Raw genomic sequence first — 22516 nt, forward strand, 5'->3', positions numbered from 1 at the left:
CTTGGATTCTTGTCTTGTGCCTGGCGGGTTGCGCCTTGGGCTCGCCTCAGGCGCGCCGCAGGAACCCGCCGACGGCCTGCTCGAAGGCGGCCGGCCGGTCGTCGTGGATGTAATGGCCGGCGCCTTCGATCTCGACCCATTCCACGTTCGGGTTGCGCGCCGCCATGTCGCGGGCGGTCTGGGCCTGCAGGTAGTCCGAGCGCCCGCCGCGCACGACCAGGGTCGGACAGCTCAGCGCCTGGACCTGCGGCCACAGGTCCACCACGCGCGCCGGATCGGGATCAAGCCGGGTCGCGGCAATGCCCGCATGGTCGTGGCGCCAGGTCCAGCCGCCCGCCCCGTCCTCCTTCAGCATGTGGCGCAGCCGTTCCTCGCGGGCGGCTTCGGTCACGCTGGGCCGCAGCGCGCGCAGGTATTCGCGCGCCGCGGTGATGTCGGGAAAGGATTCGGGCGTTTCGCGCAGCTCGCGCTGGATGCGCGCCGCGCCCGCGCTGCCTTCGAAGGCGGCGGGTCCCGCATCCTCGACGATCAGGCGCCGCACGCGCTGCGGATGGCGGGCGGCAAAGACGATGGCCGCGATGCCGCCCATCGAATGTCCCAGCAGATCGAAGCGGTCCAGGCCCAGCGCGTCGGCCACGCTCGCCAGGTCGTCGACGTAGGCGTCGGTGTAGTAGTTGCGCCCCGGATCCCAGCTGCTGGCGCCGCGGCCGCGCTGGTCATAGGCCAGGACACGGAAGTCCGGCTGCAAGGCCTGCGCGATGCCGGCGAAGGTCTCGGCGTAGCCCCGGATGCCGTGCAGCATGAAGAGCGGACGCCCTGCCTGGGGGCCCCACTCGGTCAGGTGCAGGGTCATGCCGTTGACGGCGATTTCGGTGTCGCGGCGTTGCATGTGCGCTTCCTTTCAGCAGAGTCCGTCTTTGCCCTGGATTTCGCTGGCCGGGATGCCGCCCAGGCGCGCATGCAGGCGGCCGCGGGTGGCGAAGGCGAAGGCGATCAGCACTTCGTCGCGGTTGGGCGCGTCGCCGAACAGTGCCGTCACGCTGTCGTAGTGGGAACGGACATAGAGCGCGTCCTTGTGCGCCAGCGGAATGTCGATGACGGTGCCGGGGCCGCCGCGCTTGCCGGTGGAAGGCACCCAGGCCTTGCCGCCGCCAAGCGCTGCTCGCACGGGCTCGGCGAAGATGGTGGTCAGGAGCGCGTTGCCGTGCTCGTACTCGCCGTCGGTGCCCACCACGCAGGCCTTGCCGTAGCTTTCCAGCGGTTGGCCGCCAGCCGCGGCGATGATGCGCCGGCCGAATTCCTCGCCCAGCATGCCCGAGGGTTCGACGTAGCCCGACAGGTCGCGCTCGAAGCGCCCCGCGTAGGGGTTGTGCAGCGCGGCCGCGATGACGATCTTGCGCAGCGGCTCGCCGTCGGCGGGTTCGCCGGTTTCAGTAGCCAGGGTGTCGTCGATCTGCAAATACCACTTGCGGATGCGGTAGGGACCGAAATTGCTGTTGCTCATGGATGTTCCAGGAAATGTGGAATCAGTAAGGGATGCGCCGCGCGGGCGGTCAAAGCGGGTCCAGCGTCATGGGGACGCTGGGTGCGTTGTGGTCGTGCAGAACCTGCTTGCCCTCTTCGTCGCCGTGCACGGTTTCGCAGAAGAACTCGAAGCGGTGGCCGTCCGGGTCGGTGAAGTACAGGCCGTAGCCGACCTTGTGGTCGGTGATCTTCACCACGTCCACGCCCTTGGCCAGCAACATGCCGTAGAGGCGGCGCAGTTCGTCCACGTCGCCCTCGATCTCCAGGCCGTAGTGCTGCATGTTGACGGGGCCGCGGGCGGGCTCGCCCTCGGCCGCGCGGATCAGGGCGATGTCGTGATGCTTGCGCCCGAAGGACAGGAACACCCATTGCTCGCCCCGCGCGGTCTCCTGCATGCCGAGCACGGATTCGTACCAGGGCGCCGACGCGAACGGGTCGCGTACGAACAGGGCCAGGTGGGTGCGCGCGATGCGCGGCCGGCGGTCTGCCGGCGCTAGCGTGGTGTTGGTGGACATGGCGGTCTCGGGCGGGTTGTCAGTTGATGGACTGGGGATGCGCGGTCACGGGCGCGGCATACGGCGTCCAGGCCACGGCGGTGATTTCGCTGAAGTCGCGCCATTCCTTGAACCAGCTGCGGCCGCCGTCGGTGGAACGGAACAGATGGCCGTACTTGGTGCCGGCGAAAGCCAGCCGCGGGTCGGCGGCGTGCACGCCGAAGGCCCAGAAGGTGGAATTGGGCGGCGTGTGCAGCAGCGCCGGCTGCCAGTTGCGGCCGCGGTCGGACGAACGGTAGATCCTGCTGCGCGTGCCGGGCGTGCCGTCGCCGATGGCCAGCAATAGCGTGTCGGGATCGTTCGGCAACGCCTGCACCGTGCGGGTGTAGTACATGCCGTCAAAGCGCGACTTGGAGGCCACGCCGTCCCAGCGCCGGCCGTCGTCCTCGCTGAGGTAGACGGAGTTCACGGTCAGCGCCATGGCGGTCTTGGGCGCGGCGGCGGTGGCCGGCAGGACAGCTACGCAATGGATGTCGGGGTTGGCGATGGCATCGGCGTTGCCCTCCTCGTCCTCGCGCGACCAGGTGTCGCCGCCATCGCGGCTGCGCCACAGCCCGCCTTCCTCGACCCCGAACCAGACCTCGCGGCCGTCGTCCGGATCCACGCAAACCGACAGGATGCGCGGGCGGTTCACGCCGCGGCAGAATTCCGGCAGTTCAGGCGACAGGCGTTGCCAGCTGGCGCCGCCATCCTCCGAACGGAACATCGCTGCGCGCGAAGGCGCGCCGGTGCCCGCATACATGCGTCGCGGGTCTGTCGGGTCGATCGCCATGGCCCAGACAGTCATGCCGTTCATGGGGCTGTCCACCCGGGTGAAATGCGCGCCGCCGTCGGTGCTGACGCACATGCCGGCGTCGGCGCCAGCGAACACTCGGCGCGGATCGGCCGGGTCCACGGCCAGGCTGCGCACCGTGCCGTCGAACTCGATGGCTTCCTTCAGCCCCAGGCGGTGCCAGGTGGCGCCGTCGTCCACGCTGCGCAGTATTCCTTGGCCGGCCGTGCCGACCAGTATCGTGCCTTGCATATCCAGACTCCCCGAATGAGGTTCAGCGGTTCAAAGAAAGATGCCGCGCGTGATGCCGCCGTCCACCCCCAGCGATTCGCCGGTGATGGCGCCCGCCCGCGGCGACGCCAGGAACAGCACCGCGTCGGCGATCTCGGCCGGCTGCAGCACCCGGCGTATCGGCGTGGCCTTGGCATAGTTGGCCTCGACCTGGGCGGCCGTCAGCCCCTGCTTGGCGGCTTCCTTTTCATACAGTTCATGGATGTGGGGCGTCTCGACCACGCCCGGATGGATCACGTTGACCGTGATGCCATGCGGACCCAGCTGGTCCGACAAGGTCTTGGTCAGGTGGCAGATCGCCACGTTGCGCATGCCCGAGAGCTGCTTGCTGCCACGCCCGGTCAGCCCGCCGATGTTGACGATGCGGCCAAAGCCGCCCTGGCGCATGTGCGGCGCGGCCGCCTTGGCGCAGCGCATGTAGCCCACCACCTTGATGTTGATGTCTTCCAGCAGGCCCTCGGGATCGGCCTCGTCGATCTCGCTGCGCACCAGCCCGCCGGGATGGGCCGCGCCGTTGACCAGGATGTCGATGCGGCCGAAGTGTTCGGCCACGCGCTGCATCATGGCGTTGACCTGGGCCGTGTCCGACACGTCGGCGGCCACGCCCAGCACTTCCACGCCCGTGGCGCGGGTGATATCGGCCGCCACCTCGTCCAGCTGCGCCTGGCGGCGCGCCACGATGGCCACGCGCACGCCCTCGGCCGCCAGCGCTTCGGTCACCGCCCGCCCGATGCCCAGGCTGCCGCCCGTGACCACCGCGACCTTCCCCTTGAGTTGCAAGTCCATGTTTTGATGCTCCTTATATATAGCGGCGCCTACAGCGCCATCTCGATCAGGACCGGTCCTGGCTGGCGCAGCGCGGATTCCAGCTGCGCGGCCAGTTCTTCCGACGTCGCGGCGCGGCTGGCCTGCACCCCATAGCTGGACGCCAACCCCACCCAGTCGATGCGCGGGCGGTCCAGCGCAGTCAGTTCGGCGGCGCGCTCGCCCAGCACGGCGTTGCCGCGGCGCAGCTCGTTGCGCAGGATGGCGTATTGGTGGTTGGCGGCGATCAGCACCGTGACCGGCAGGTTTTCATGCGCCAGCGACCACAGCGCCTGGATCGTGTATTGGGTGCTGCCGTCGGACAGCACGGCCACCACGCGGCGTTCCGGACAGGCGATGGCGGCGCCCATGGCGACCGGCAAGCCCTGGCCGATGGCGCCGCCGGTATTGGTCAGCACGGTGTGCGGCGCGGCGCCGGCGGACGCGGCATACAGCGGATAACCGCAGGTGCCGCCCTCGACCGAGACGATGGCGTCGTTGGGCAAGGCCCGCGCCACCACGGCCGCGATGGATTGCGGCGTCAGGGCGCCCGGCGCCGGTTCGCGCAACGGTGCGGCGGCGGGTTCGAAAGCCGGCGCGCCCGCCAATTCGGCCAGCGCCTCCAGGCGCGAGGCGGCGTCCTGGCCAGGCGCCGCCAGCTCCAGCAGGCGTTCCGCCGGCACCAGACGGCTGGGATGGCCTGCATAGCCGAAGTACGTCACGGGCGGCAGCGCCCCCACCAGCACCACCAGGTCGGCGGCGTCGAGCGCGGCGCGAGCGGGTTCCGGGAAATACGGCAGGCGGTCGAAGTCCGGCAAGCCCCGGCCGCGCTCCGATCTGGCGGGAAAGGTCTCGGCGTATGCCTTGCCACCCAGGGCGGCGCACAGGCGCGCGGCCGCAATCTGCGCGCGGCGTCCCAGGCCGCTGGCCGGGCCGCCCCCACCCAGCAGGAACAGCGGCTTTTGCGCGCGGCTCAGGCGCTGCCATGCGGCGGCGGCGTCGAAGGTCTCAGGTTCGGCAGCGGGCTGGACAGCCGCCTCCGGGGAATCCGCCGCGACGCTTTCAGCCTGGAAGTCAGCGGGAAAGATCAGCGTCGCGCCCTGCCCGCCATCGGCCAAGCTGGCCTGCACGGCGGCGCGCGCGGCGCCCGCCGCGTCCTGCGCGGACGCGATCCGTTGCACCCAGCCGGACACGGGACGCGCCAGCGATTCGATGTCCGAGGTCAGGGGCGCGTCGCATTCCAGGTGCCAACTGGCGTGGTCGCCGATGATGTTGACGATGGGAGTGCGGGCGCGGCGCGCGTTGTGCAGATTGGCGATGCCATTGGCGAAGCCCGGTCCCAGATGCAACAGGGTCGCGGCCGGCTTGCTGCTCAGCCGGCCGTAGCCGTCGGCCGCGCCAGTGCAGACGTTTTCCTGCAGGCCGACGACGCAGCGCATGCCGCGCACCTCCTCCATCGCACGCACCAGGTCCAGCTCGGTGGTGCCGGGATTGGCGAAACAGACTTCCACGCCCTGCTTGCGCAGAGCCTCCAGCAAGGCACTAGCTCCGGTCATGATTACCGCCTCCTTTTTTGCTACTTTATCGTAATTTGATAAATGTGCAATTTCTTTTGGCGGATTGATGTCTGATAATTTATTAGAATTATCTATTTGATAGATCTGCAGGAAAGTCCTATACACACGCGTGCGCGCCGCGCGCGGTGGGGCGATTTGCCAATACGCGCCCCTTGGTGCACCCTCGCAGCACGTCTGCCTTCCCACGCCTCACACACATGAACAGTCTTCGCCGCATGCTCGATGTCCTGGACCTCTTTCAGCCCGACCGGCCGGTCCTGGACGTAGACGCCATCTGCCAATTGCAGGGCTACGCGCCCGCCACCGCCTACCGCTACGTGCGCGAGCTGTGCGCCTGCGGCTTGCTGGTGCGCCTGCCCGCCGGCTACGCGCTGGGCCCGCGCATCATTGCCCTGGACCTGCAGATGCGGGAGTACGACCCCATGCTGACGGTCAGCCGCGACCTGATCGAGGAACTGTCCGGCCAGACCGGGCTGGACGTACTGCTCAGCGCGCGCTACGACGACAAGGTGATCAACGTGCACCAGCAGGCGGGCCGCAATACCCAGGCCCTCAACTTCGGCCGTGGCCGGCACATGCCGCTGCTGCGCAGCGCGACCGCCCGCGTGATCCTGGCCAATCTGGGGCCGCGCCAGCTACGCCGCGTCTACGACGAGCACGCCGATGCGTCCGACATGCAGCGGCTGGGCCAGGACTGGAAGTCTTTCTCCCGAGCCATGCTGCAAGTGCGCAAGGCCGGCTATTGCATCTCGTCAGGCGAACTGGATTCCGGCAAGACCGGGATCGCCGCGCCGATCTTCGATGAAGAGAACCATGTGCTGGGCAGCATCACGCTCATCGGCATGCAGGATGCCTTCGCGGCCTTCCGCGAGGACTACCTGGCCGGCCTGATCTGCCGCGCCGCCACCGAGATCACCCGGCGCATCGCGCAGGCGCCGACCAAGCTGCCGCAAGCGGCCTGATCCACGCCCCCAGTCCCAGGTTCACGCATGACACCCGCCATCCGTATCGGTCCCCTCGTCTTTCCCTCGGACCTGCTGGTCCTCATCGTTGCCGCCGCCGTCGGGCTGCTGGCCGCCAGGATATTCACCCGCAAGCTACAGCCCCGGCCCGATACGGGCGCGGTGCTCTGGCGGGCGTTGATCATCGGCCTGGTGGTCGCCCGGCTGGGCTTCGTTTGGCAGTACCAGGCGCACTTCATCGAGAATCCGCTCCGGATCCTGGACCTGCGCGATGGCGGCTGGGCCGGGATGGCCGGGCTTGCCGCGGCGTGGCTCTACGCGCTGTACGCGGCCTTGCGCCGCCGGGCGCCGCGGCCCGCGCTGCTGGGCGCGCTGGCGTTGGCCAGCGCGATCTGGATAGGCGGCGGCCGCTGGCTGGCGCCCGCGCCGCAGGCTCAGCCCGAACTGGCCGCGCTGGCCTTGCGCCAGCTGGACGGCGCACCCGCGGCGCTGGCGGTCTACCAGGGCAAGCCCACCGTCATCAATCTGTGGGCGAGCTGGTGCCCGCCCTGCCGCCGCGAAATGCCCGCCTTCGTCGCGGCGCAAACGGCGCATCCCAATGTGAATTTTGTCTTCCTGAACCAGGCCGAAGCGCCGCCGGACGTCACGGCGTTCCTGGCGCAACACGCGCCGACGCTGCGCAACGTGCTGCTCGACCCAGCAGGCGCGGCCTCGCGCCAGATGAGCAACCGCGGCCTGCCCGCCACGCTGTTCCTGGATGCCCGGGGACGGCTGGTGGACCTGCGCGTGGGCGAGCTGTCGGCAGCGTCGCTGGCCCAGCGCCTGGAGGCGATCCAGGCGCCGGCCAGCGGCGATTGACCCAAGAGCGCTTCAGGACCGCGGCTCGGCCGCAAGGCGGGCCCAAGGCAAGGGCCGCCCGTCCGTATCGCGTTCGAATAGCGACAGGAGCTGGCCTGCATGGGTGGGCGGTTCTTCCAACCGGACGACCAGGACCGGTCCCGCGGGCAGCGCCCGGACCGTGGCAATGACTGCGGCGGACGCACCGTCCCGCGACGGCAACTCGGTCCAGGCCAGCAACTCAGCCTGCTCCACCGCCGCCGCGCGCGCCTGTCCATGGCCGCAAGCCGGGCACCACAGCCTCACGGGATAAACCAGATGGCCGCAGCTGCTGCATAGGCTGACGTTGACGCTCATGCTTCCTCCCGCGCCAGCACCGCGGCGTTGGCGCACATGCCGTAGCGCAGCTGCACCATGCCGTAGCCGGTAGCCACGCCGTGGCGCGCGCCGCGCACCTGCCGTTCCCCTGCCTGCCCCAGCAATTGGCGCGCCACTTCGACCAGGCCATGCATGCCGCCGGCGGTGCCCGCCTGCCCGGCGGACAATTGGCCGCCCGCGGTGTTGACGGGCAAGTCACGCGAGGCCAGGCGGCGCGCGATGAAGCCAGGCAAGTCATCCACGCTGGCGACGCCCAGATCGCACAGCTGCGCCAGCGCCATGGCGGGATAGTCGTCATACACGCTGAGCACATCCATGTCTTGCGGCCCCAGGCCCGCGCGCTGCCAGAGCGCCGACGCAAACGCCGCGATGCCGGTCTGCAGCCCGTCGCCTTCCTGCTGGTCGCCGTTATAGCGGGCATCGCTGGCCAGCAGCCGCACGCTGATTCCCGCCGGACGCGCGCTCAGCACCAACGCGCAAGCGCCGCTGACCACCGGCACGCAATCCAGGCGTCCCAGCGGCGGCGCGACCATGGGCGCGGCCAGGTACTGCGCCAGGCTCATGGGCTCGCGATACGCCGCGTTGGGATTGCCGGCCGCCCATTGCCGCTGCGCGACACACAGCGCGCCATAGTCTTCCCGGGCAAGGCCGGCATGCGCCATCTGCCGCTGCGTGAGCATGGCGAACAAGGGGTTCGGACCCTCGCAGCCCAGGGGGCTGAGATAGTCCTGCGCGCTGCGGTTGTAGCCCCGCACCAGCCCCGCGAAATCGGCGCCCGTGAAATGGTCTCCCGCGACCAGCACAATGGTCTCGGCCTGCCCTGCTTGCAACGCCAGCCAGGCCTGGCGCAACAGATTGATGGCGCTGGCGCCGCCCATCTCGTCCTGCATGCACCAGTTCAGCCGCAGTCCCAGACGCCACGCCAGATCGATCGCGCGGTCGGGGCGCAACGTAAATGAAGCCACGCCCAGTCCGTCCACATCGCCGGGCTCCAACCCTGCGCCGCGCAGCGCCTGCGCGATCGCCTCGGCCATCAGGCCGGCCGTGCTGGTCCCCGGGCCGGGATGGCGCAACGAAGGCGTTTCGCCCACGCCAACGATGCCCGGGCCGCGCGCCGCGCTCATGCCGATTCCTGCCGCGGCGGTTCGCGCGTCAGCAATAAGGTCAACACCGTGACCGCGGCCATGCCCACCAGGAACCACGCCACCGGGGTCGCCGATTCATACTTGCGCAGCAGCGCCATGGCGATCAGCGGCGACAGGCCGCCAGCGAAGACAGACGCCAGTTCATGCCCCAGCGCCAGTCCGGTGTAGCGGACCTCTGCAGGAAATAGTTCGGCGAAATACGCCGGCTGGGTGCCGATCATCGCGGCGTGGCAGACCGTGTTGCCCAGGAAAAAGGCCAGGAATATCCATACCGGCTCCTTGGTCTGCACCAGCCAGAAGAACGGGAATGCCACCAGCACCAGCCCGGCCGAACCGATCAGGTACACCGTGCGCCGCCCGATGCGGTCGGACAGATGGCCGAACCAGACCAGCGTGCCCAGCTCGATGAACATCGACACCAGCACGCCGCCCAGCATGACGTCGTTGGGAATGCCCAGGAACTTGCCATAGGCCAGCGCGAACGCCAGGAAGATGTACGACCCGCCGTTCTCGGCCACGCGCAGGCCCATCGCGGTAAACACCTGGCGCGGATAGCGGCGGAACACTTCGACTGCCGGCATGCCGCGCTTGGCGGTCTTGGCGGCTTGCACGAACTCATCGCTTTCCGGGATGTGCTTGCGGATGTACAAGCCCACGCCGAAGATCAGCACGCTCAAGAGGAACGGCAGGCGCCAGCCCCAGCTCATGAAGGCTTCTTGCGGCAACTGCTGCGCCAGCATGAAGACGCCCGAGGACAGCACGAAGCCGCCCGCCACGCCCAACTGGCTGAAGGAAGAGAAGTAGCCGCGGCGCTTGCCTCCGACCGCCTCGCTGATCAGCAGCACGCCGCCGCCCCATTCCCCGCCCGCGGCCGCGCCTTGCAGGATGCGCAGCACCACCATGGCCACCGGCGCCCAGAAGCCGACCTGGTCATAGGTGGGCAACAGCCCGATCAGGAAGGTCGCGGCGCCCATCAGGCCCAGGGTCCATTCCAGCGCCAGCTTGCGGCCGTAGCGGTCGCCGATATGACCGAAGATCACGCCGCCCAGCGGCCGCGCCAGGAAGCCGACCGCAAAGCCGGCAAACGCCCCCATGGTGCCCAGCAGCGGGTCAGTGCCCTTGGGAAAGAACAGTTCGCCAAACACCAGCGCCGCCGCCGTGCCGTAGATGAAGAAGTCATACCATTCCATCGCGTTGCCCGCGACGGACGCCATCACCACGCGCCGCGTGCGCTTTCTGCGCGCATCGTCGCCAGCGGCCGCGGCCGCCCCCTTGTATGCCATCGTCATTGCCGCCCCTAGTCTGTTTGAATGGATTGATGACGCTCAGCGCGCCACGCGATAACCGACGGCGTCGCGGTCCCAGGCGTCGCCGGTAATGCCCTCATCCCGCAAGCGGAACTTGCGGATCTTGCCGTTCTCGGTGCGCGGCAAATCCTCCAGCACGCGCAGATAGCGCGGCACGGCGAAATACGGCATGCGAGGCTGGCAGAAGTCCAGCAGCGCCTCGGGCGCGATGGCCTGCCCGGTCTTGTAGACCAGCGCCGCCATGACCTCGTCTTCCGCCAGATCGGAACGCACCGCATAGACCGCCGCGGCAGCCACCGCCGGATGCGCCAGCAGCACCTGCTCCACCTCGTACGAGGAAATGTTCTCGCCGCGCCGGCGGATGGCATCCTTCGTGCGGTCCAGGAAGCGGAAATAGCCGTCCGCATCGCGCACCACCCGGTCGCCCGTGTGGAACCAGAGGTTGCGCCAGGCTTCCACCGTCTTGTCATCCATGCCGAAATAGCCTGTGGCGATGGCGTATGGCACATGTGCGCGCAGCAGCAATTCGCCCGGCGTGCCGTCGGGCACCGCCGCGTCGTGCTCGTCGGCCGCCATCGCGTCGAACTCAGGCGCGGCCCGTCCCATCGTGCCGGGGCGTTGCTCGGCCAGCGTGCCGCCCAGCGCGAAATTGGTTTCGGTGGAGCCGTAGCCCTCCAGCAGCGCAATGCCGGTACGTTCGGCGAACGCCGCATGGAAGCGTTCGGGCACCCCGGGCGCCAGCGCGATCCGCGCGCGCTGGCGCCGTTCGGCTGCGGCAGGCGGCTGCGCCAACAGCATGGGCACCATGGCGCCCAGCAGATAGGTCACCGTGGCGCCCGTGGCCTCGAGCCGGTCGAAATAGCGGCTGGCCGAGAAACGCTCGTCGCAGACGATGGTCGCGCCCGTGACCAGGGCCTGGAAGCAGGCGTTCAGCGCATTGGTGTGAAAGAGCGGCAGGCTCGTGTAGAGCACGTCGCTCTCGACGATTTCCAGGTTGCGCGCGGCGATCGTGCCCCACCAATAGAACTGCGCATGAGGACAGCACACGCCCTTGGACAGGCCTGACGTGCCCGAGGTGTACAGGATGGCCAGCGTATCTCCCGGCCCAAGGTCGGCCGCCGGCGGGAGCGGCGTGTCCGGCGCGGGAGGAGGCGGACACGCGTGCACCGGCAGCGCGTCGGCATTGCCGTCCAGCAGCCAGATGCGGTTCAAGGCCAGGGGCTGCATGTCCAGTGCGGCCAGCGCCGGACAGGACGCGGCGTCGGCCACCAGCAAACGGCAACCGCTGTTGGCCAGGATGTGCTGCAACTGCATGCCGCGCGACGCGGTGTTGATAGGCACCACCACCGCCCCCAGCCAGCCGCAGCCCAGCACGATGGACAGGAACTCATGCCGGTTGCCGGCCATCAGCCCGACCCGGTCGCCCCGGGCGATCCCGGCTTGGGCCAGACGCGCGGCCCAGGCCGCCGCATGCCCGGGAGCATCGCCGTAACGCAGCGCGCCGCCCGGCGCCTGTACCCATGTGCGCTCGCCCCATCGGGCGCCCTGCTCCAGCAACAACGACGGCAGTGTCAACGCATGCATGGCGGTGCTTCCCCTTTGTTGCGGCCCTCGGCAAGCGTTGCCCCAGCCTTATGAAATTAGTCTAGGAATCAACTATTTATATGTCAAATTTATGGATATTATTTATCTTATAAATCAAGCTGATATGAGAGGCATGCGTGGATTTTGATCTCAACCTCATGCGGGTTTTCCTGACCGTGCTGCAGGAGCGCAGCGTCACGCGCGCGGCGCAGCGCCTGAACCTGACGCAGCCCGCCGTGAGCTACGCGCTGGCGCGCCTGCGCGAAAAGTTCGACGATCCCCTGTTCGCGCGCACGGCGTCCGGCATGCAGCCCACGCCGGTCGCCTTTGCCCTGGCCGACCCCATCGAGCGCGGCATGAACAGCTTTGCGGAGGCGGTCAGCCTGCGGCAGCGCTTCGAGCCCGCCAGCAGCACCCGCCGCTTTCGCCTGTCCATGTCCGATATCGGTGAAATGGTGTTCCTGCCGTCGCTGATGGAACGCGTGCACGCCCTGGCGCCGCGCCTGCAGGTGGAAGTATTGGAGATCCCGCTGGAACGGCTGCCGCAGGCTCTTAAAGAAGGCGAGGTCGATCTCGCCATCGGCAACCTGGCCGGGCTGGGCAGCGAAACCTGCCACGCGGAATTGTTCAGCGAACGCTACACCTGCATGGGCAGGCGCGGCCATCCGGTGTTGTCGACGGGCCTGACGCGCAGCCAGTACAAGCGCCTGGACCACATCCTGGTGGCCTCGCGCGCCAGCGCCCACCGCTTGCTGGACGATGTGCTGAGCGAGGCCGGCCTGCCGCGCAGGCCGTATCTGACCTTGCCGCATTTCTCGGCGGCGGCCGAGATCGTGCGGCGCACCGATCTCACCATGACCTTGCCGCTGCGGGCCGCGATCTGGTTCAACCACGACGACGCGTTCCAGATACGCCCGCTGCCCATCGCGCTGCCGCCCCTGTCCGTGACCGTGCATTGGCACGCCCGCTTCGAAAGCGACCCGGGCACCGTCTGGTTGCGCCGCCTGGTGGTGGAAACGCTGGCGGACCCGGCCTGAGCCCGCCCAGGCGCGGCGCTTATCGCATCGCGGCCAGCATCAGGTCCAGGTTCTGGACCGCCGCGCCCGAGGCGCCCTTGCCCAGGTTGTCGAACACCGCCGTCAGCAGTACCTGGCCGTGCTGCGCATTGCCGTAGACAGCCAGGCGCAGGTCGTTGGTGCCGTTGAGCGCCTGCGGATCCAGGTGCGTATGGGCGGCCGCGTCCTGCGGCGCCACGACCTGCACGTGGCGCGCGCCCTTGTAATGCTGCTGCAGGCAGGCGTGCAGGCGCTCCATGTCCACGCCCGCCGGCAGCAGGCGCAGCTGCAGCGGCACGGTCAGGACGATGCCCTGGCGATAGGCGCCATAGGCTGGCACGAACACCGGCCGCTGCGTCAGGCCGGCATGCCGCTCGATCTCGGGCGTGTGCTTGTGCGCCAGGCCCAGGCCGTAGAGCTGGAACGCCGGTCCCGGCGCGCCGTCCGCGGCTTCGTAGGCGTCCACCGCCGCGCGCCCGCCGCCCGAATAGCCGGACACCGCGTGCACCACTACCGGGTAGTCGGCCGGCACCAGCCCCGCCCGCAGCAGCGGACCCAGCAAGGCGACCGCGCCCGTGGGATAGCAGCCGGGGTTGCTGACGCGCCGCGCCTGGGCGATCAGCCCGGACTGTTCCGCGTTCATTTCCGGAAAGCCATAGACCCAACCCGGCGTCGTGCGGTGGGCGGAACTGGCGTCTATCACCCGTACCGCGGGATTGACGATGGACGCGGCGGCCTGCCGCGCCGGTTCGTCCGGCAGGCAGAGGATGGCGATGTCGCAGCCGTTGATCGCCTGCGCGCGGCGTTGCGGATCCTTGCGTTCCGCCTCGGGCAGCGTCAGCAGCCGCAGATCCGTGCGCCCGTGCAGGCGTTCGTGGATCTGCAGGCCGGTGGTGCCCTGGTCGCCGTCGATGAAAACTAGAGGTTGGGTCATGGCGCTTGCGTCCTGGATCAAAGGGGCGCCGGAAGGTTCCGGGCGCAGGACTCCATCATCGGACTGAAAGCCAGATTACAAAAGTCGAATATCATGACTATCCAATTCAGCTTTCCTGAACGAAACCGCCATGCGTGAAATCAGCCTGGACCGCCTGCGCACCCTGGTTGCCATCGCCGACCTGGGCTCGTTCGCCGATGCGGCGCGCGCGCTGCATCTGGCCCCGCCCACCGTCAGCCTGCACGTGGCCGACCTGGAGGCGCGCATCGGCGCGCCGCTGCTCACGCGCAAGCGCGGCCAGGTCCGCGCCACCGCCATCGGCGAAACCCTGCTGGAACGCGCGCGCCGCCTGCTGACCGATGCCGACCAGGCGCTGGACGACGTGCAGCGGCAGGTGCAGGGCTTGTCCGGCCGCGTGCGGCTGGGCGCCTCCACCGGCGCCATTGCCCATCTGCTGCCGCAGGCTTTGGAAACGCTGGGGCGCAACCATCCCGGCATCGACGTGCAGGTGGCCGTGCTGACTTCGCAGGAAACCCTGCTGCGCCTGGCCGACGGCTCGCTGGACGTGGGCCTGGTGGCCCTGCCCCAGCCGCCGCTGGAAGGCCTGGTGCTGCGCCCCTGGCGGCGCGACCCGGTCATGGCTTTCCTGCCCGCGGACTGGAAAGCGCCCGCGCGCCTAACGCCGGCCTGGCTGGCCGAACGGCCGCTCATCCTGAACGACGCCAGCACGCGGCTGTCGCGCCTGACGGGCGAATGGTTCGCCGCCGCCGGGCTGAACCCGCGCGCCCGCATCCAGCTGAACTACAACGACGCCATCAAGAGCCTGGTGGCCGCGGGCTACGGCGCCACCCTGTTGCCGCACGAGGCCACCGCGCCGCAGCCGGATCCGCGCATCCAGATGCGCGCGCTGCGGCCGGCCCTTTGGCGTCCGCTGGGTATCGCGCACCGCGCCGGGCAGGTGGAACAAGCCACCCGGCACGTGCTGGACGTGTTGTGGGAGCTGCGCGCCTCACCCGCCCGCTGAGGGCGTGCGGCGGAAGTACGCGGTGCGCTGGCTTTCCTCGCGCAGCCGGCGCGCGCGCGAGCGGAACAGGTCCTTGCGCCCCACGATGCCGACCAGCCGGCCGTTGGCCCGGTCAAGAATCGGTATGCGGCCGGCGCCGGTCAGCGCCATGCGGTCGGCGATCTGGCTGGCCAGTTCCTCGGGATGGCCGTACACCAGGTCGCGGCCTTGCAGCGCTTCCCCCAGCGTGCGCCCGGTCTGCTCGTCGTCGATGGCCCAGGCCAGCGTGTCCGCGCGCGTGACTTCACCCACCACCGCGCCTTCGGCACCCAGCACCGGATAGCTGGTGTGCACCGGCTGCGCCGTCGTGAAATGCGCGATGGCTTGCGCCACCGTCCAATCGGCCGGCAGCGTCTGGACCGGCGTGGTCATCACCTGGCTGACCCGCAGCAGGTCGAAGGGATCCACGCGGTACTCGCGGCTGATGTGATGGCCGCGCCGCGCGATCTTCTCGGTCAGTATCGAGCGCTTGAGCAGCAGCACCGTCATCCCGTACGCGAACACGCAGGCCGCCAGCACCGGCAGCAGCGCGCCCATGTCGCCGGTCAGCTCCACCGCGAACAGGGTCGCGGTCAGCGGCGCGCGCATGGTGCCGCCCATCATCGCGGCCATGCCCAGCAGCGCCCAGAAGCCCGGATCGGCCTGCGGCAGCAGCGGCGCGGCCAACGCGCCCAGCGCGCCGCCGAATATCAGCAACGGCGCCAGCACGCCGCCCGAGGTTCCCGAACCCAGCGCCACGGACCAGATGATGACCTTGACCGCCAGAAGCAGGAGCACGGCCTGGAACGCCAGATCGCCCGCCAGCAGATGGCGGATGTTGTCGTAGCCCACGCCCAGCGCCGCCGGCTCGATCAGCCCGCCCAGGCCGATCACCAGGCCGCCGAAGGCCGGCCACCACATCCAGTGCAGCGGCAGTTTCTCGAACAGGTCCTCGGCGGCGTAGACCATGGACGTCAGCACGCCCGATCCCAGCCCCGCCAGCACGCCTACGGCCGCGCAGGCCAACAGGTGCGCGGGCGTGAACGGCAGCGACCCCGAATACGCGAATATCGGGCCGCCATCGAGCACGAATGCGCGCGTGGCCGCGGCCACCAGCGCCGCCATCGCCACCGGCAGGAAGCTGCGCGGCTTCCATTCGAACAGCAGCAGCTCGACCGCCAGCAGCACCGCCGCCAAGGGCGTGGCGAAGATCGCCGTCATGCCCGCGGCCGCGCCGGCCACCAGCAGGGTCTTGCGCTCGCCGTCGTCCAGGTGGATGGTCTGTGCCAACAGCGAACCGATGGCGCCGCCCGTCATGATGATCGGGCCTTCGGCGCCGAACGGGCCGCCCGTGCCGATGGAGATGGCGGACGACACCGGCTTCAACACCGCCACCTTGGGCTGGATGCGGCTCTTGCCGATCAGGATGGCTTCCATCGCTTCCGGAATCCCGTGGCCGCGGATCTTCTCCGAACCGTAGCGCGCCATCAGGCCGATGATGAGACAGCCCACGACCGGAATGGCGACGGAAGCCAGGCCCAGGTGGCCGGTCGTGATGGGCTGGTCCTTGAAGGAGAACTGGTGGTGGTAGGCCAGATTGGTGCACAGCGCGATCAGCCGCAGCAAGGCCCAGGCCGCGGCCACGCTGGCCAGGCCGACCGGGATGGCCAGCCCCATGAGCAGGACCACGCGCTTGTCCGTGGTGAAGTCGCCCAGGCGCAGCGCGGCCCGGGCGGAGGAAGAAGTGGGAGGCATGTTCGAAGACGGGAAGAATTGCGCAGGGATTTGCGAAATGTCATATATATCGTATCACGACATATATTAGAATCGGCCAGGTGAAACCGCCCCCGCCCCCACCCCAGCTGACCGCCACGGACTACGAGCTCCTGGCCGACTTCCGCTATGCGCTGCGCCGCTTTGCCGCCTTCAGCGAAAACGCCGCCGCCGGGCTGGACCTGATGCCGCAGCAGCACCAGGCCCTGCTCGCCATCAAGGGCACCCGCAAGAACGCCCCCGGCCGCCGTGGCCTGTATGTCGGCGAAATCGCCGAACGCCTCCTGATCCGCCCGCACACCGCCGCCGAACTGGTGGGCCGGCTGGCGCGCCTGGACCTGGTCAGCCGCGAGGCGGACCCCGAAGACGGCCGCCGCGTCGAGGTCGTGCTGACCGCAAAGGCCGAGCGCATGCTCGAAGACCTCTCGGCCTCGCACCTGGAAGAATTGCGCGCCATGCGCCCGCTGCTGACGCGCCTGCTGACCCGCATCGGCGACGACTCCGGCAACGCCTGATCCACGTCCTGCTGCATAAGCTTATGCAGCACAGCCTTGCCTCGCGTGATAAATTGTCGCCCCGCGACATATTGATGCGCGAGGAGATCGTTTTGGGTGTAGCAATCAAGCGCTGGCTGGGCTCGTTCGCGCCAGCGCCGGTGGGCGTCAACGGACGCGAGAAACTGTACGGCGCGCTGGGCGCGCTGCTCGGCCTGTTCTGCACGGAATGGGTGGGCCGCCACGCGCTGGGCGACGCCAGCCCCTGGTTCATCGCCCCCATGGGCGCGTCCGCCGTGCTGCTGTTCGCCGCCCCCGCCAGTCCGCTCGCCCAGCCCTGGTCCATCATGGCCGGCAATCTGGTATCGGCCCTGATCGGCGTCTTCTGCGCCCAGTTCATCCCCGTGCCTGGCGTGGCCGCCGCCGTGGCGGTGGCGCTGGCCATCGGCGCCATGTTCTCCTTGCGCTGCCTGCATCCGCCCAGCGGCGCGGTGGCGCTGACCGCCGTGCTGGGCGGCCCCGCCGTCGCCAGCCTGGGCTACGGCTTCGCGCTCTGGCCTGTGGCCCTGAACTCCGCCATCCTGCTTTGCATCGCCGTGGTCTTCAATGGCGCGCTCAAGCGCAACTATCCGCGCCGCCACGCCGACCCGGCCGCCGGCCACAACACCCGCGACCTAGCGCCCAGCGCCCGCCTGGGCTTCAGCCTGGCCGACCTGGACGACGCGCTCACGCAACGCGGCGAGCTGCTGGACATCAGCAAGGAAGACCTGGAAGAAATCGTCCTGGCCGCGGAAATGCGCGCCAGCGTACGGCGCTTTGGCGACGTGCATTGCGCCGACATCATGTCGCGTGACGTGGTCACGGTGCAGGCCCAGGACCCGCTGGACTACGCCGTGCGTCTGTTCGACAAGCATCGCCTGCAGGCGCTGCCGGTGCTGGATTCGGCCGGCCGCTACGCCGGCATGGTCAGCCAGGGCGACGTGCTGGCGCGCCAAACCCGGCTGGCTGCCGTCGCCGTCGACGCGGATGCCGCGCCCGGCCTGCTGGTGGCCGACTGCATGCGCAGCGAAGTGCCCTTCGCCACCCCGGGCCTGCCCGTCATCGAACTGGCCCGCCCCATGTCGGACAGCCTGCATTGCGTGCCGGTGCTGGATGAAGCGCGCAACCTGGTCGGACTGGTGACGCAATCGGACCTGGTGGCGGCGCTGTACCAGATCGCGCTCGCGGCCAGCTCGCAGGCGCCGGACCCGGACGCCCAGCGGCTGGCGGCCTGAGCGCCGACCCTCCGTAGCCCTACGGATTCCTGCCCGCGTTGGCCGCAAGGCATAATTTCAGGCGTGAATCCCCTATCGCGCGCTCGCGCCTTCTTCTGCTGGCTGGTCCTGTTCACCTTCGGCGCCCTCTGGATCGGGCGGCAGGACTATGTGGACCAGTACGAACGCTTCACCCAGAGCACCAGCGTGGCGCAGCGCATGCTGAGCCAGAAGACGGTGCAGCATGAAGCCGTGCTGGCGACCCTGGCCGCCCTCTCCCACCCCCCTGCTCCGGAACGCCTCTATCCCAGCCTGCGGCCGGCCATGCCCCAACTGCTGGGGCTGGGCTACCTGTCCGGCGGCGCCTGGAGCGGCAGCGTGGCCGAACCCCCGGGCCTGGCGGCCGCCGTCGAACGCGCGCGCGGCCTGGGCCGGCCCGTGACGCTGCCGGTGGACACCGCACGCTATTGGCTGGTGGCGCCCTCCAGCTGGAGCCTGCTGCTGGACGCCAGCCAGCTGATACCCGCGGCCGACTTTCCTCCCGGCCTGGCCAACTTGACCCTGACGGTGGACCAGACCCCGCTGCGGCTGCTGGACAAGCAGCCAAACGCCAGCGGTCCCGGCTGGCCGCTGGCCCTGCAAAAGCCGCTGGGCGCGGCCAGCCAGCCCTTCCAGATGCGCAGCACGCGCACGCTGACACCCGGCGTCTGGCCCTGGGCCACCTGGCTCGCCTGGGGCTTGGCCAGCGCGCTGCTGGTGGCCGGCGCCGCGGCCTGGCAGCGTTCCCGCGCCCAGGCCCGCCGCCACCAGGAGCAACTGCGCCTGGGCGCCATGGCGCGCCTGAGCACGCTAGGCGAAATGGCCGCCGGCATCGCCCACGAACTGAACCAGCCGCTGACCGCCATCCTGGCCCAGACCCGCGCCGCCGAGCGGCTGCTGGACGACGAAGAGGAACGCCCCGCCGTGCGCCACGCGCTCTTGGCCAGCGCCGAACAGGCCAAGCGCGCCGCCGACATCATCAGCCGCATGCGCGCCCTGGTGCAGCCCAGCTCGCCCGCCCGGCGCGAAGCGCTGGACCCCGACGCATTGGTGGCGTCGCTGCGCTTTCTGCGCGAAACGGAATTGGCCCGGCTGGGCATACGGCTGAGCTGGCACAACGCCAACCCGGGCATGCGTCCGCTGGGCGACCGCGTGGCCCTGGAGCAGATCCTGCACAACCTGGTGCAGAACGCCGCCGATGCGCTGGCCGACGTTGCCGGGCCGCGCCAGATCTCGCTGGAGGGCCGCGCCGATGGCGACACCTATCTGTTCAGCGTCAGCGACACCGGCCCCGGCATCGCCGCCGACGCGTTGCCGCGCTTGTTCGCTCCTTTCTACACCACGCGGCCGCAAGGCATGGGCCTGGGGCTGGCGCTGTGCGACACGCTGGCCGGCTCCATGGACGGCCGCATCGCCGCGCGCAATCTCAGCCCGGCAGGCGCCTGCTTCACGGTCAGCCTGCCGCGCGCCACCGCCGTCTGACGCCGCAGGAATCTCCCATGTTCGAACAATCCCCGCTGGTCTACCTGGTCGATGACGACGACGCCGTGCGCGACGGCCTGGCGCTGCTGCTGCGCAGCGTGGGCCTGCGCAGCGAGGGCTACGGCGACCCGCTGGCCTTCCTGGCCCAGTTGCACCCGCAGTCCATTGGCTGCGTGGTCCTGGACATCCGCATGCCCGGCATCAGCGGCCTGGACGTGCTGAGCCGGCTGGCCGAGCAATCGGACCTGCCCGTGGTCATGCTGACCGGCCATGCCAACGTGGACCTGTGCCGCCGCGCCTTCAAGGGCGGCGCCATGGAATTCCTGCAAAAGCCCGTGGACGACGACGTCTTCCTGGACGCGGTGCAGGCCGCAGTGCGCACCCACATCGCCAGCCGCGAAAAACTCGCCGTGACCCAGGCCGCGCAGGAACGGCTGGACAAGTTGTCCGGGCGCGAGCGCGACGTGCTGGAACGCGTCGTGCAGGGCCTGAGCAACAAGGAGATCGCGCGCGAATTCGACCTGTCGCCGCGCACGGTGGAGACCTACCGCGCCAACGTCTTCGCCAAGCTGGAAGCGGACAACCTGGCCGGGCTGATCCGCGAGTACGCGGGGCTGCTGGGCTAAGGCCGGTCCAGGCGGCCAGCAACCTTGCACGGCCCCCCTCCGTAGCCCTACGGAGGCCCCAGCGTAGCCGACCGAATACCGCCGATCGGCCGCCATCTTTACTCTGTCTGTTCCTGTCACCGACCCACTAAGGACACAGACATGTCGCCCAAACTCATCGCTTTCGCCGCCCTGTTCGCCTGCGCCGGCGCCGCCAACGCCGCCGTGCTCAACGAGAGCAACCTGTCCATGGCCGACGCGCAGAAGCTGGCCACGGCCACCGTCGCCGCCTGCCAGGCCAAGGGCTACAACGTGAGCGCCTCGGTGGTGGACCGCGCCGGCCTGCTCAAGGCCTTCGCCCGCGCCGACAATGCCGGCCCGCACACCATCGAGGCCAGCCGCGCCAAGGCCTACACCGCCGTCTCGGCCAAGACACCGACGCTGACGATGCTGGAAAACGTGCAGAAGAATCCCGCCGCGGCCACCTTGACCGACATTCCGGGCTTCCTGGTGCTGGGCGGCGGCGTGCCCGTCAAGGCCGGCTCGGCCGTGATCGGCGCCATCGGCGTGGCGGGCGCCCCCGGCGGCAACCTGGACGCGCAATGCGCGGACACCGCCCTGCAAGAGAACGCCGAACTGTTCAAGTAAGCCGCTGCCGGCCGGGACGCGGCGCGTTTGCCGCGCCAGCGGCATCGCGGTAGGCTTGGGGCGCCATGCCCCAGCCGCCCTCCCTCTCCCTGCTCGACGCCATCCTGCGCCGCACCGCCCGGCGCTATCGCGTACCCGCCATTTCCCGCATCCCCGCCGAAGACGCCGCGCCCGCAACCGCGCTCGCCGTCGCCATCGAACAGGCCCGCCAGTCGCTCGAAGATGGCGGCGCGCCGCCGGCCACGGTCAAGCAGGCCTTTCTCGACGCCATGGCGCGCCTGATACGCGACGCCATGCGCGAGTCCGACGGCGATCCCGCATTCCAGGCCATGCTGCTGCGGCACCGCCTGCCGCTCGTGCGCGAGTATGCCTCCCTGGCCGCGCGCGCCGCCCAGGACCGCCGCGAGATCATTGCCGCCGCCAACGCCATCGCCCACCCCGCCAAGATTGAACGCATGCCGGCAGGCCCCGCGCGCGACGCCATGGCCGCCTTGCAAGCGGCGGCGGCGTCCGAGTCCTGGGCGGCGCTGCCCGAAGCCGCGCGCCGGCTTCTCGGTTTATCCTCCGAAGCCCAACCGGCCTCCGCCGCGCTCGACCGCCTGCTCGCCAGCCCCGCGCTGGATCATCTGCAACGCCTGGACGCCCTGACCGCCGACAGCGACGTGCGCCGCTACCGCGCCTTGTGGGAACAGCAAGGCCCGCGCCCGGGCAGCGCCACCGCCCTGGCCGAAGGCAACGCCTCGCGGTTGCGCGGCGACGCCGTCGAGGCGCAGGCGCTGCAAGCGCTCCAGGCCCTGGCGCGCCGTCTCAACGACGCCGATGGCAGCCAGGCCTACCAGGCCGTGTCCTCCATGCGCGTACCGCCTTCGATGCCGGCCAACACCGACCGCGCCAAGACAGAATGGGATGCCGCGCTGCTGCGCCGGGCTGCGGGCGATGGCGCGCCGCCGGCCTGGGACCTGTGCCTGCTGCTCGAAGCCAAGGCCTCGGCCGACGCGGCCGCCACCGACTTTCCGCGCCTGCTGCGCGGGCTGCGCCTGCTGACGCAAGCCGATCCACGGACCGACTACGCCTTCAGTACGCGCCAGGGCCGGTACCCCCTGCGTGGCGCGGCGCTGCGGGCGTTGCCCGCCGAAGGCCCGCAGCTCGATACCACCGTGCTCTATGTCTGCGACGGCCCGGCCGATGCGATCCCGCGCCTGCTCAGCGCCGCCAGCCGCATGCAGCTGCTGTCCGCGCCGCCCAGCCTGGAATATGCCGGTCTTCTGGCGCAGGGTCTGGACGCGGCCCCCGAGACCTTGGAACCGGTCTGGCAACAGCTGCTGCAATCGGCCCAATGGGCCGGCGTGCTACAGCAATACCCGACGCTATGCCAGGCGCGCGAACTGATGGCGCACCCGGATGACCTGATGGCGGCGATCGAAGGCGCCACGCGCTGAGGCCCACGCCCGCGGGC

The 22516-nt window shown here is 69.7% G+C and carries 21 protein-coding genes and 1 pseudogene; 10 read left to right on the plus strand and 12 right to left on the minus strand.

What is annotated here, in order from left to right:
- Positions 1–46: 46 nt before the first annotated feature.
- Genes NGK62_RS21580 through NGK62_RS21605 form a run of 6 tightly spaced genes read right to left on the minus strand, consistent with a single transcriptional unit; the run spans position 47 to position 5501 of the window.
- Positions 47–889: an alpha/beta fold hydrolase gene (locus NGK62_RS21580; RefSeq protein WP_118931979.1), complete on the minus strand. Its 843-nt coding sequence runs from the start codon at positions 887–889 to the stop codon at positions 47–49.
- A 12-nt stretch (positions 890–901) separates the two neighbouring features.
- Complete coding sequence (locus tag NGK62_RS21585) at positions 902–1504, minus strand: amino acid synthesis family protein (RefSeq protein WP_251880237.1); 603 nt, start codon at positions 1502–1504, stop codon at positions 902–904.
- Between the two features lie 49 nt (positions 1505–1553).
- Entirely contained in the window at positions 1554–2039 is a 486-nt protein-coding gene (locus NGK62_RS21590) for a VOC family protein (protein ID WP_054454578.1), read from the minus strand.
- A 19-nt stretch (positions 2040–2058) separates the two neighbouring features.
- Complete coding sequence (locus NGK62_RS21595; RefSeq protein ID WP_118931976.1) at positions 2059–3102, minus strand: WD40/YVTN/BNR-like repeat-containing protein; 1044 nt, start codon at positions 3100–3102, stop codon at positions 2059–2061.
- A gap of 30 nt (positions 3103–3132) precedes the next feature.
- Positions 3133–3927 (minus strand): SDR family NAD(P)-dependent oxidoreductase, encoded by a 795-nt coding sequence (locus NGK62_RS21600; RefSeq protein ID WP_118931975.1) that lies wholly within the window; start codon positions 3925–3927, stop codon positions 3133–3135.
- Between the two features lie 29 nt (positions 3928–3956).
- Positions 3957–5501, minus strand: coding sequence for an acetolactate synthase large subunit (locus tag NGK62_RS21605; protein ID WP_251880239.1), 1545 nt, complete (start codon positions 5499–5501; stop codon positions 3957–3959).
- A gap of 218 nt (positions 5502–5719) precedes the next feature.
- Between NGK62_RS21605 and NGK62_RS21610 the strand changes: the two genes are divergently transcribed.
- Both NGK62_RS21610 and NGK62_RS21615 read left to right on the plus strand, forming a co-directional pair.
- A complete protein-coding gene (locus NGK62_RS21610; protein ID WP_165867793.1) occupies positions 5720–6484 on the plus strand; it encodes an IclR family transcriptional regulator in 765 nt (254 codons plus the stop codon).
- Between the two features lie 27 nt (positions 6485–6511).
- A complete protein-coding gene (locus NGK62_RS21615; protein WP_251880241.1) occupies positions 6512–7342 on the plus strand; it encodes a TlpA disulfide reductase family protein in 831 nt (276 codons plus the stop codon).
- 12 nt (positions 7343–7354) lie between these two features.
- Here the strand turns inward: NGK62_RS21615 and NGK62_RS21620 are convergent, their stop codons facing one another.
- From NGK62_RS21620 to NGK62_RS21635, 4 genes and pseudogenes are all read right to left on the minus strand, one after another.
- Positions 7355–7678, minus strand: a complete 324-nt coding sequence (locus NGK62_RS21620) for a zinc ribbon domain-containing protein (protein WP_251880243.1) — start codon at positions 7676–7678, stop codon at positions 7355–7357.
- Positions 7675–8823 (minus strand): thiolase family protein, encoded by a 1149-nt coding sequence (locus NGK62_RS21625; protein ID WP_251880246.1) that lies wholly within the window; start codon positions 8821–8823, stop codon positions 7675–7677. Before NGK62_RS21625 ends, NGK62_RS21620 begins: the two co-directional genes overlap by 4 nt.
- Positions 8820–10133, minus strand: a complete 1314-nt coding sequence (locus NGK62_RS21630) for an MFS transporter (protein ID WP_059379722.1) — start codon at positions 10131–10133, stop codon at positions 8820–8822. Before NGK62_RS21630 ends, NGK62_RS21625 begins: the two co-directional genes overlap by 4 nt.
- Positions 10134–10169: 36 nt before the next feature.
- Positions 10170–11741 (minus strand): annotated as a pseudogene (locus NGK62_RS21635) (ATP-dependent acyl-CoA ligase); the annotation flags it as partial.
- Positions 11742–11872: 131 nt separating this feature from the next.
- On the opposite strand from NGK62_RS21635, the gene NGK62_RS21640 reads away from it, so the two are divergent.
- A complete protein-coding gene (locus NGK62_RS21640; protein WP_251880281.1) occupies positions 11873–12772 on the plus strand; it encodes a LysR family transcriptional regulator in 900 nt (299 codons plus the stop codon).
- A gap of 19 nt (positions 12773–12791) precedes the next feature.
- Here NGK62_RS21640 and argC read toward each other — a convergent pair whose 3' ends face one another.
- Positions 12792–13724 carry an N-acetyl-gamma-glutamyl-phosphate reductase gene (argC, locus tag NGK62_RS21645; RefSeq protein WP_059379801.1) on the minus strand — a complete coding sequence of 311 codons (933 nt, stop codon included), beginning with the start codon at positions 13722–13724 and terminating at the stop codon, positions 12792–12794.
- Between the two features lie 130 nt (positions 13725–13854).
- Between argC and NGK62_RS21650 the strand changes: the two genes are divergently transcribed.
- Positions 13855–14748: a LysR family transcriptional regulator gene (locus tag NGK62_RS21650; protein ID WP_251880282.1), complete on the plus strand. Its 894-nt coding sequence runs from the start codon at positions 13855–13857 to the stop codon at positions 14746–14748.
- Here NGK62_RS21650 and NGK62_RS21655 read toward each other — a convergent pair.
- Positions 14734–16521, minus strand: a complete 1788-nt coding sequence (locus tag NGK62_RS21655) for a chloride channel protein (RefSeq protein WP_251880283.1) — start codon at positions 16519–16521, stop codon at positions 14734–14736. The genes NGK62_RS21650 and NGK62_RS21655 overlap by 15 nt on opposite strands.
- An 80-nt stretch (positions 16522–16601) precedes the next feature.
- Here NGK62_RS21655 and NGK62_RS21660 point away from each other — a divergent pair, with 80 nt between their 5' ends.
- From NGK62_RS21660 to NGK62_RS21685, 6 genes are all read left to right on the plus strand, one after another.
- The gene (locus NGK62_RS21660) at positions 16602–17054 is read left to right on the plus strand and encodes a MarR family winged helix-turn-helix transcriptional regulator (RefSeq protein WP_059379717.1); all 453 of its coding nucleotides are present in this window, start codon (positions 16602–16604) and stop codon (positions 17052–17054) included.
- A gap of 92 nt (positions 17055–17146) precedes the next feature.
- A complete protein-coding gene (locus NGK62_RS21665) occupies positions 17147–18307 on the plus strand; it encodes an HPP family protein (protein WP_373428964.1) in 1161 nt (386 codons plus the stop codon).
- A 63-nt stretch (positions 18308–18370) separates the two neighbouring features.
- Complete coding sequence (locus NGK62_RS21670; protein ID WP_251880284.1) at positions 18371–19807, plus strand: sensor histidine kinase; 1437 nt, start codon at positions 18371–18373, stop codon at positions 19805–19807.
- Between the two features lie 17 nt (positions 19808–19824).
- Positions 19825–20433: a response regulator transcription factor gene (locus NGK62_RS21675; RefSeq protein WP_059379715.1), complete on the plus strand. Its 609-nt coding sequence runs from the start codon at positions 19825–19827 to the stop codon at positions 20431–20433.
- Between the two features lie 141 nt (positions 20434–20574).
- The gene (locus tag NGK62_RS21680; protein ID WP_059379714.1) at positions 20575–21060 is read left to right on the plus strand and encodes a GlcG/HbpS family heme-binding protein; all 486 of its coding nucleotides are present in this window, start codon (positions 20575–20577) and stop codon (positions 21058–21060) included.
- 65 nt (positions 21061–21125) lie between these two features.
- Positions 21126–22499, plus strand: coding sequence for a 3-deoxy-D-arabino-heptulosonate 7-phosphate synthase (locus tag NGK62_RS21685; protein ID WP_251880285.1), 1374 nt, complete (start codon positions 21126–21128; stop codon positions 22497–22499).
- Positions 22500–22516 lie beyond the last annotated feature (17 nt).

This window comes from Achromobacter sp. Marseille-Q4954, from assembly GCF_943737025.1.
GTDB classification, from domain to species: domain Bacteria; phylum Pseudomonadota; class Gammaproteobacteria; order Burkholderiales; family Burkholderiaceae_B; genus Achromobacter; species Achromobacter bronchisepticus_A.

Bases quoted from the DNA above. Each gene is read 5' to 3' on its own strand.
- NGK62_RS21615 (WP_251880241.1), top strand. From the start codon at position 6,512: ATGACACCCGCCATCCGTATCGGTCCCCTCGTCTTTCCCTCGGACCTG.
- argC (WP_059379801.1), bottom strand. From the start codon at position 13,724: ATGACCCAACCTCTAGTTTTCATCGACGGCGACCAGGGCACCACCGGC.
- NGK62_RS21620 (WP_251880243.1), bottom strand. From the start codon at position 7,678: ATGAGCGTCAACGTCAGCCTATGCAGCAGCTGCGGCCATCTGGTTTAT.
- NGK62_RS21655 (WP_251880283.1), bottom strand. From the start codon at position 16,521: ATGCCTCCCACTTCTTCCTCCGCCCGGGCCGCGCTGCGCCTGGGCGAC.
- NGK62_RS21595 (WP_118931976.1), bottom strand. From the start codon at position 3,102: ATGCAAGGCACGATACTGGTCGGCACGGCCGGCCAAGGAATACTGCGC.
- NGK62_RS21650 (WP_251880282.1), top strand. From the start codon at position 13,855: ATGCGTGAAATCAGCCTGGACCGCCTGCGCACCCTGGTTGCCATCGCC.
- NGK62_RS21630 (WP_059379722.1), bottom strand. From the start codon at position 10,133: ATGACGATGGCATACAAGGGGGCGGCCGCGGCCGCTGGCGACGATGCG.
- NGK62_RS21680 (WP_059379714.1), top strand. From the start codon at position 20,575: ATGTCGCCCAAACTCATCGCTTTCGCCGCCCTGTTCGCCTGCGCCGGC.
- NGK62_RS21685 (WP_251880285.1), top strand. From the start codon at position 21,126: ATGCCCCAGCCGCCCTCCCTCTCCCTGCTCGACGCCATCCTGCGCCGC.
- NGK62_RS21600 (WP_118931975.1), bottom strand. From the start codon at position 3,927: ATGGACTTGCAACTCAAGGGGAAGGTCGCGGTGGTCACGGGCGGCAGC.
- NGK62_RS21605 (WP_251880239.1), bottom strand. From the start codon at position 5,501: ATGACCGGAGCTAGTGCCTTGCTGGAGGCTCTGCGCAAGCAGGGCGTG.
- NGK62_RS21590 (WP_054454578.1), bottom strand. From the start codon at position 2,039: ATGTCCACCAACACCACGCTAGCGCCGGCAGACCGCCGGCCGCGCATC.
- NGK62_RS21585 (WP_251880237.1), bottom strand. From the start codon at position 1,504: ATGAGCAACAGCAATTTCGGTCCCTACCGCATCCGCAAGTGGTATTTG.
- NGK62_RS21580 (WP_118931979.1), bottom strand. From the start codon at position 889: ATGCAACGCCGCGACACCGAAATCGCCGTCAACGGCATGACCCTGCAC.
- NGK62_RS21675 (WP_059379715.1), top strand. From the start codon at position 19,825: ATGTTCGAACAATCCCCGCTGGTCTACCTGGTCGATGACGACGACGCC.
- NGK62_RS21610 (WP_165867793.1), top strand. From the start codon at position 5,720: ATGAACAGTCTTCGCCGCATGCTCGATGTCCTGGACCTCTTTCAGCCC.
- NGK62_RS21625 (WP_251880246.1), bottom strand. From the start codon at position 8,823: ATGAGCGCGGCGCGCGGCCCGGGCATCGTTGGCGTGGGCGAAACGCCT.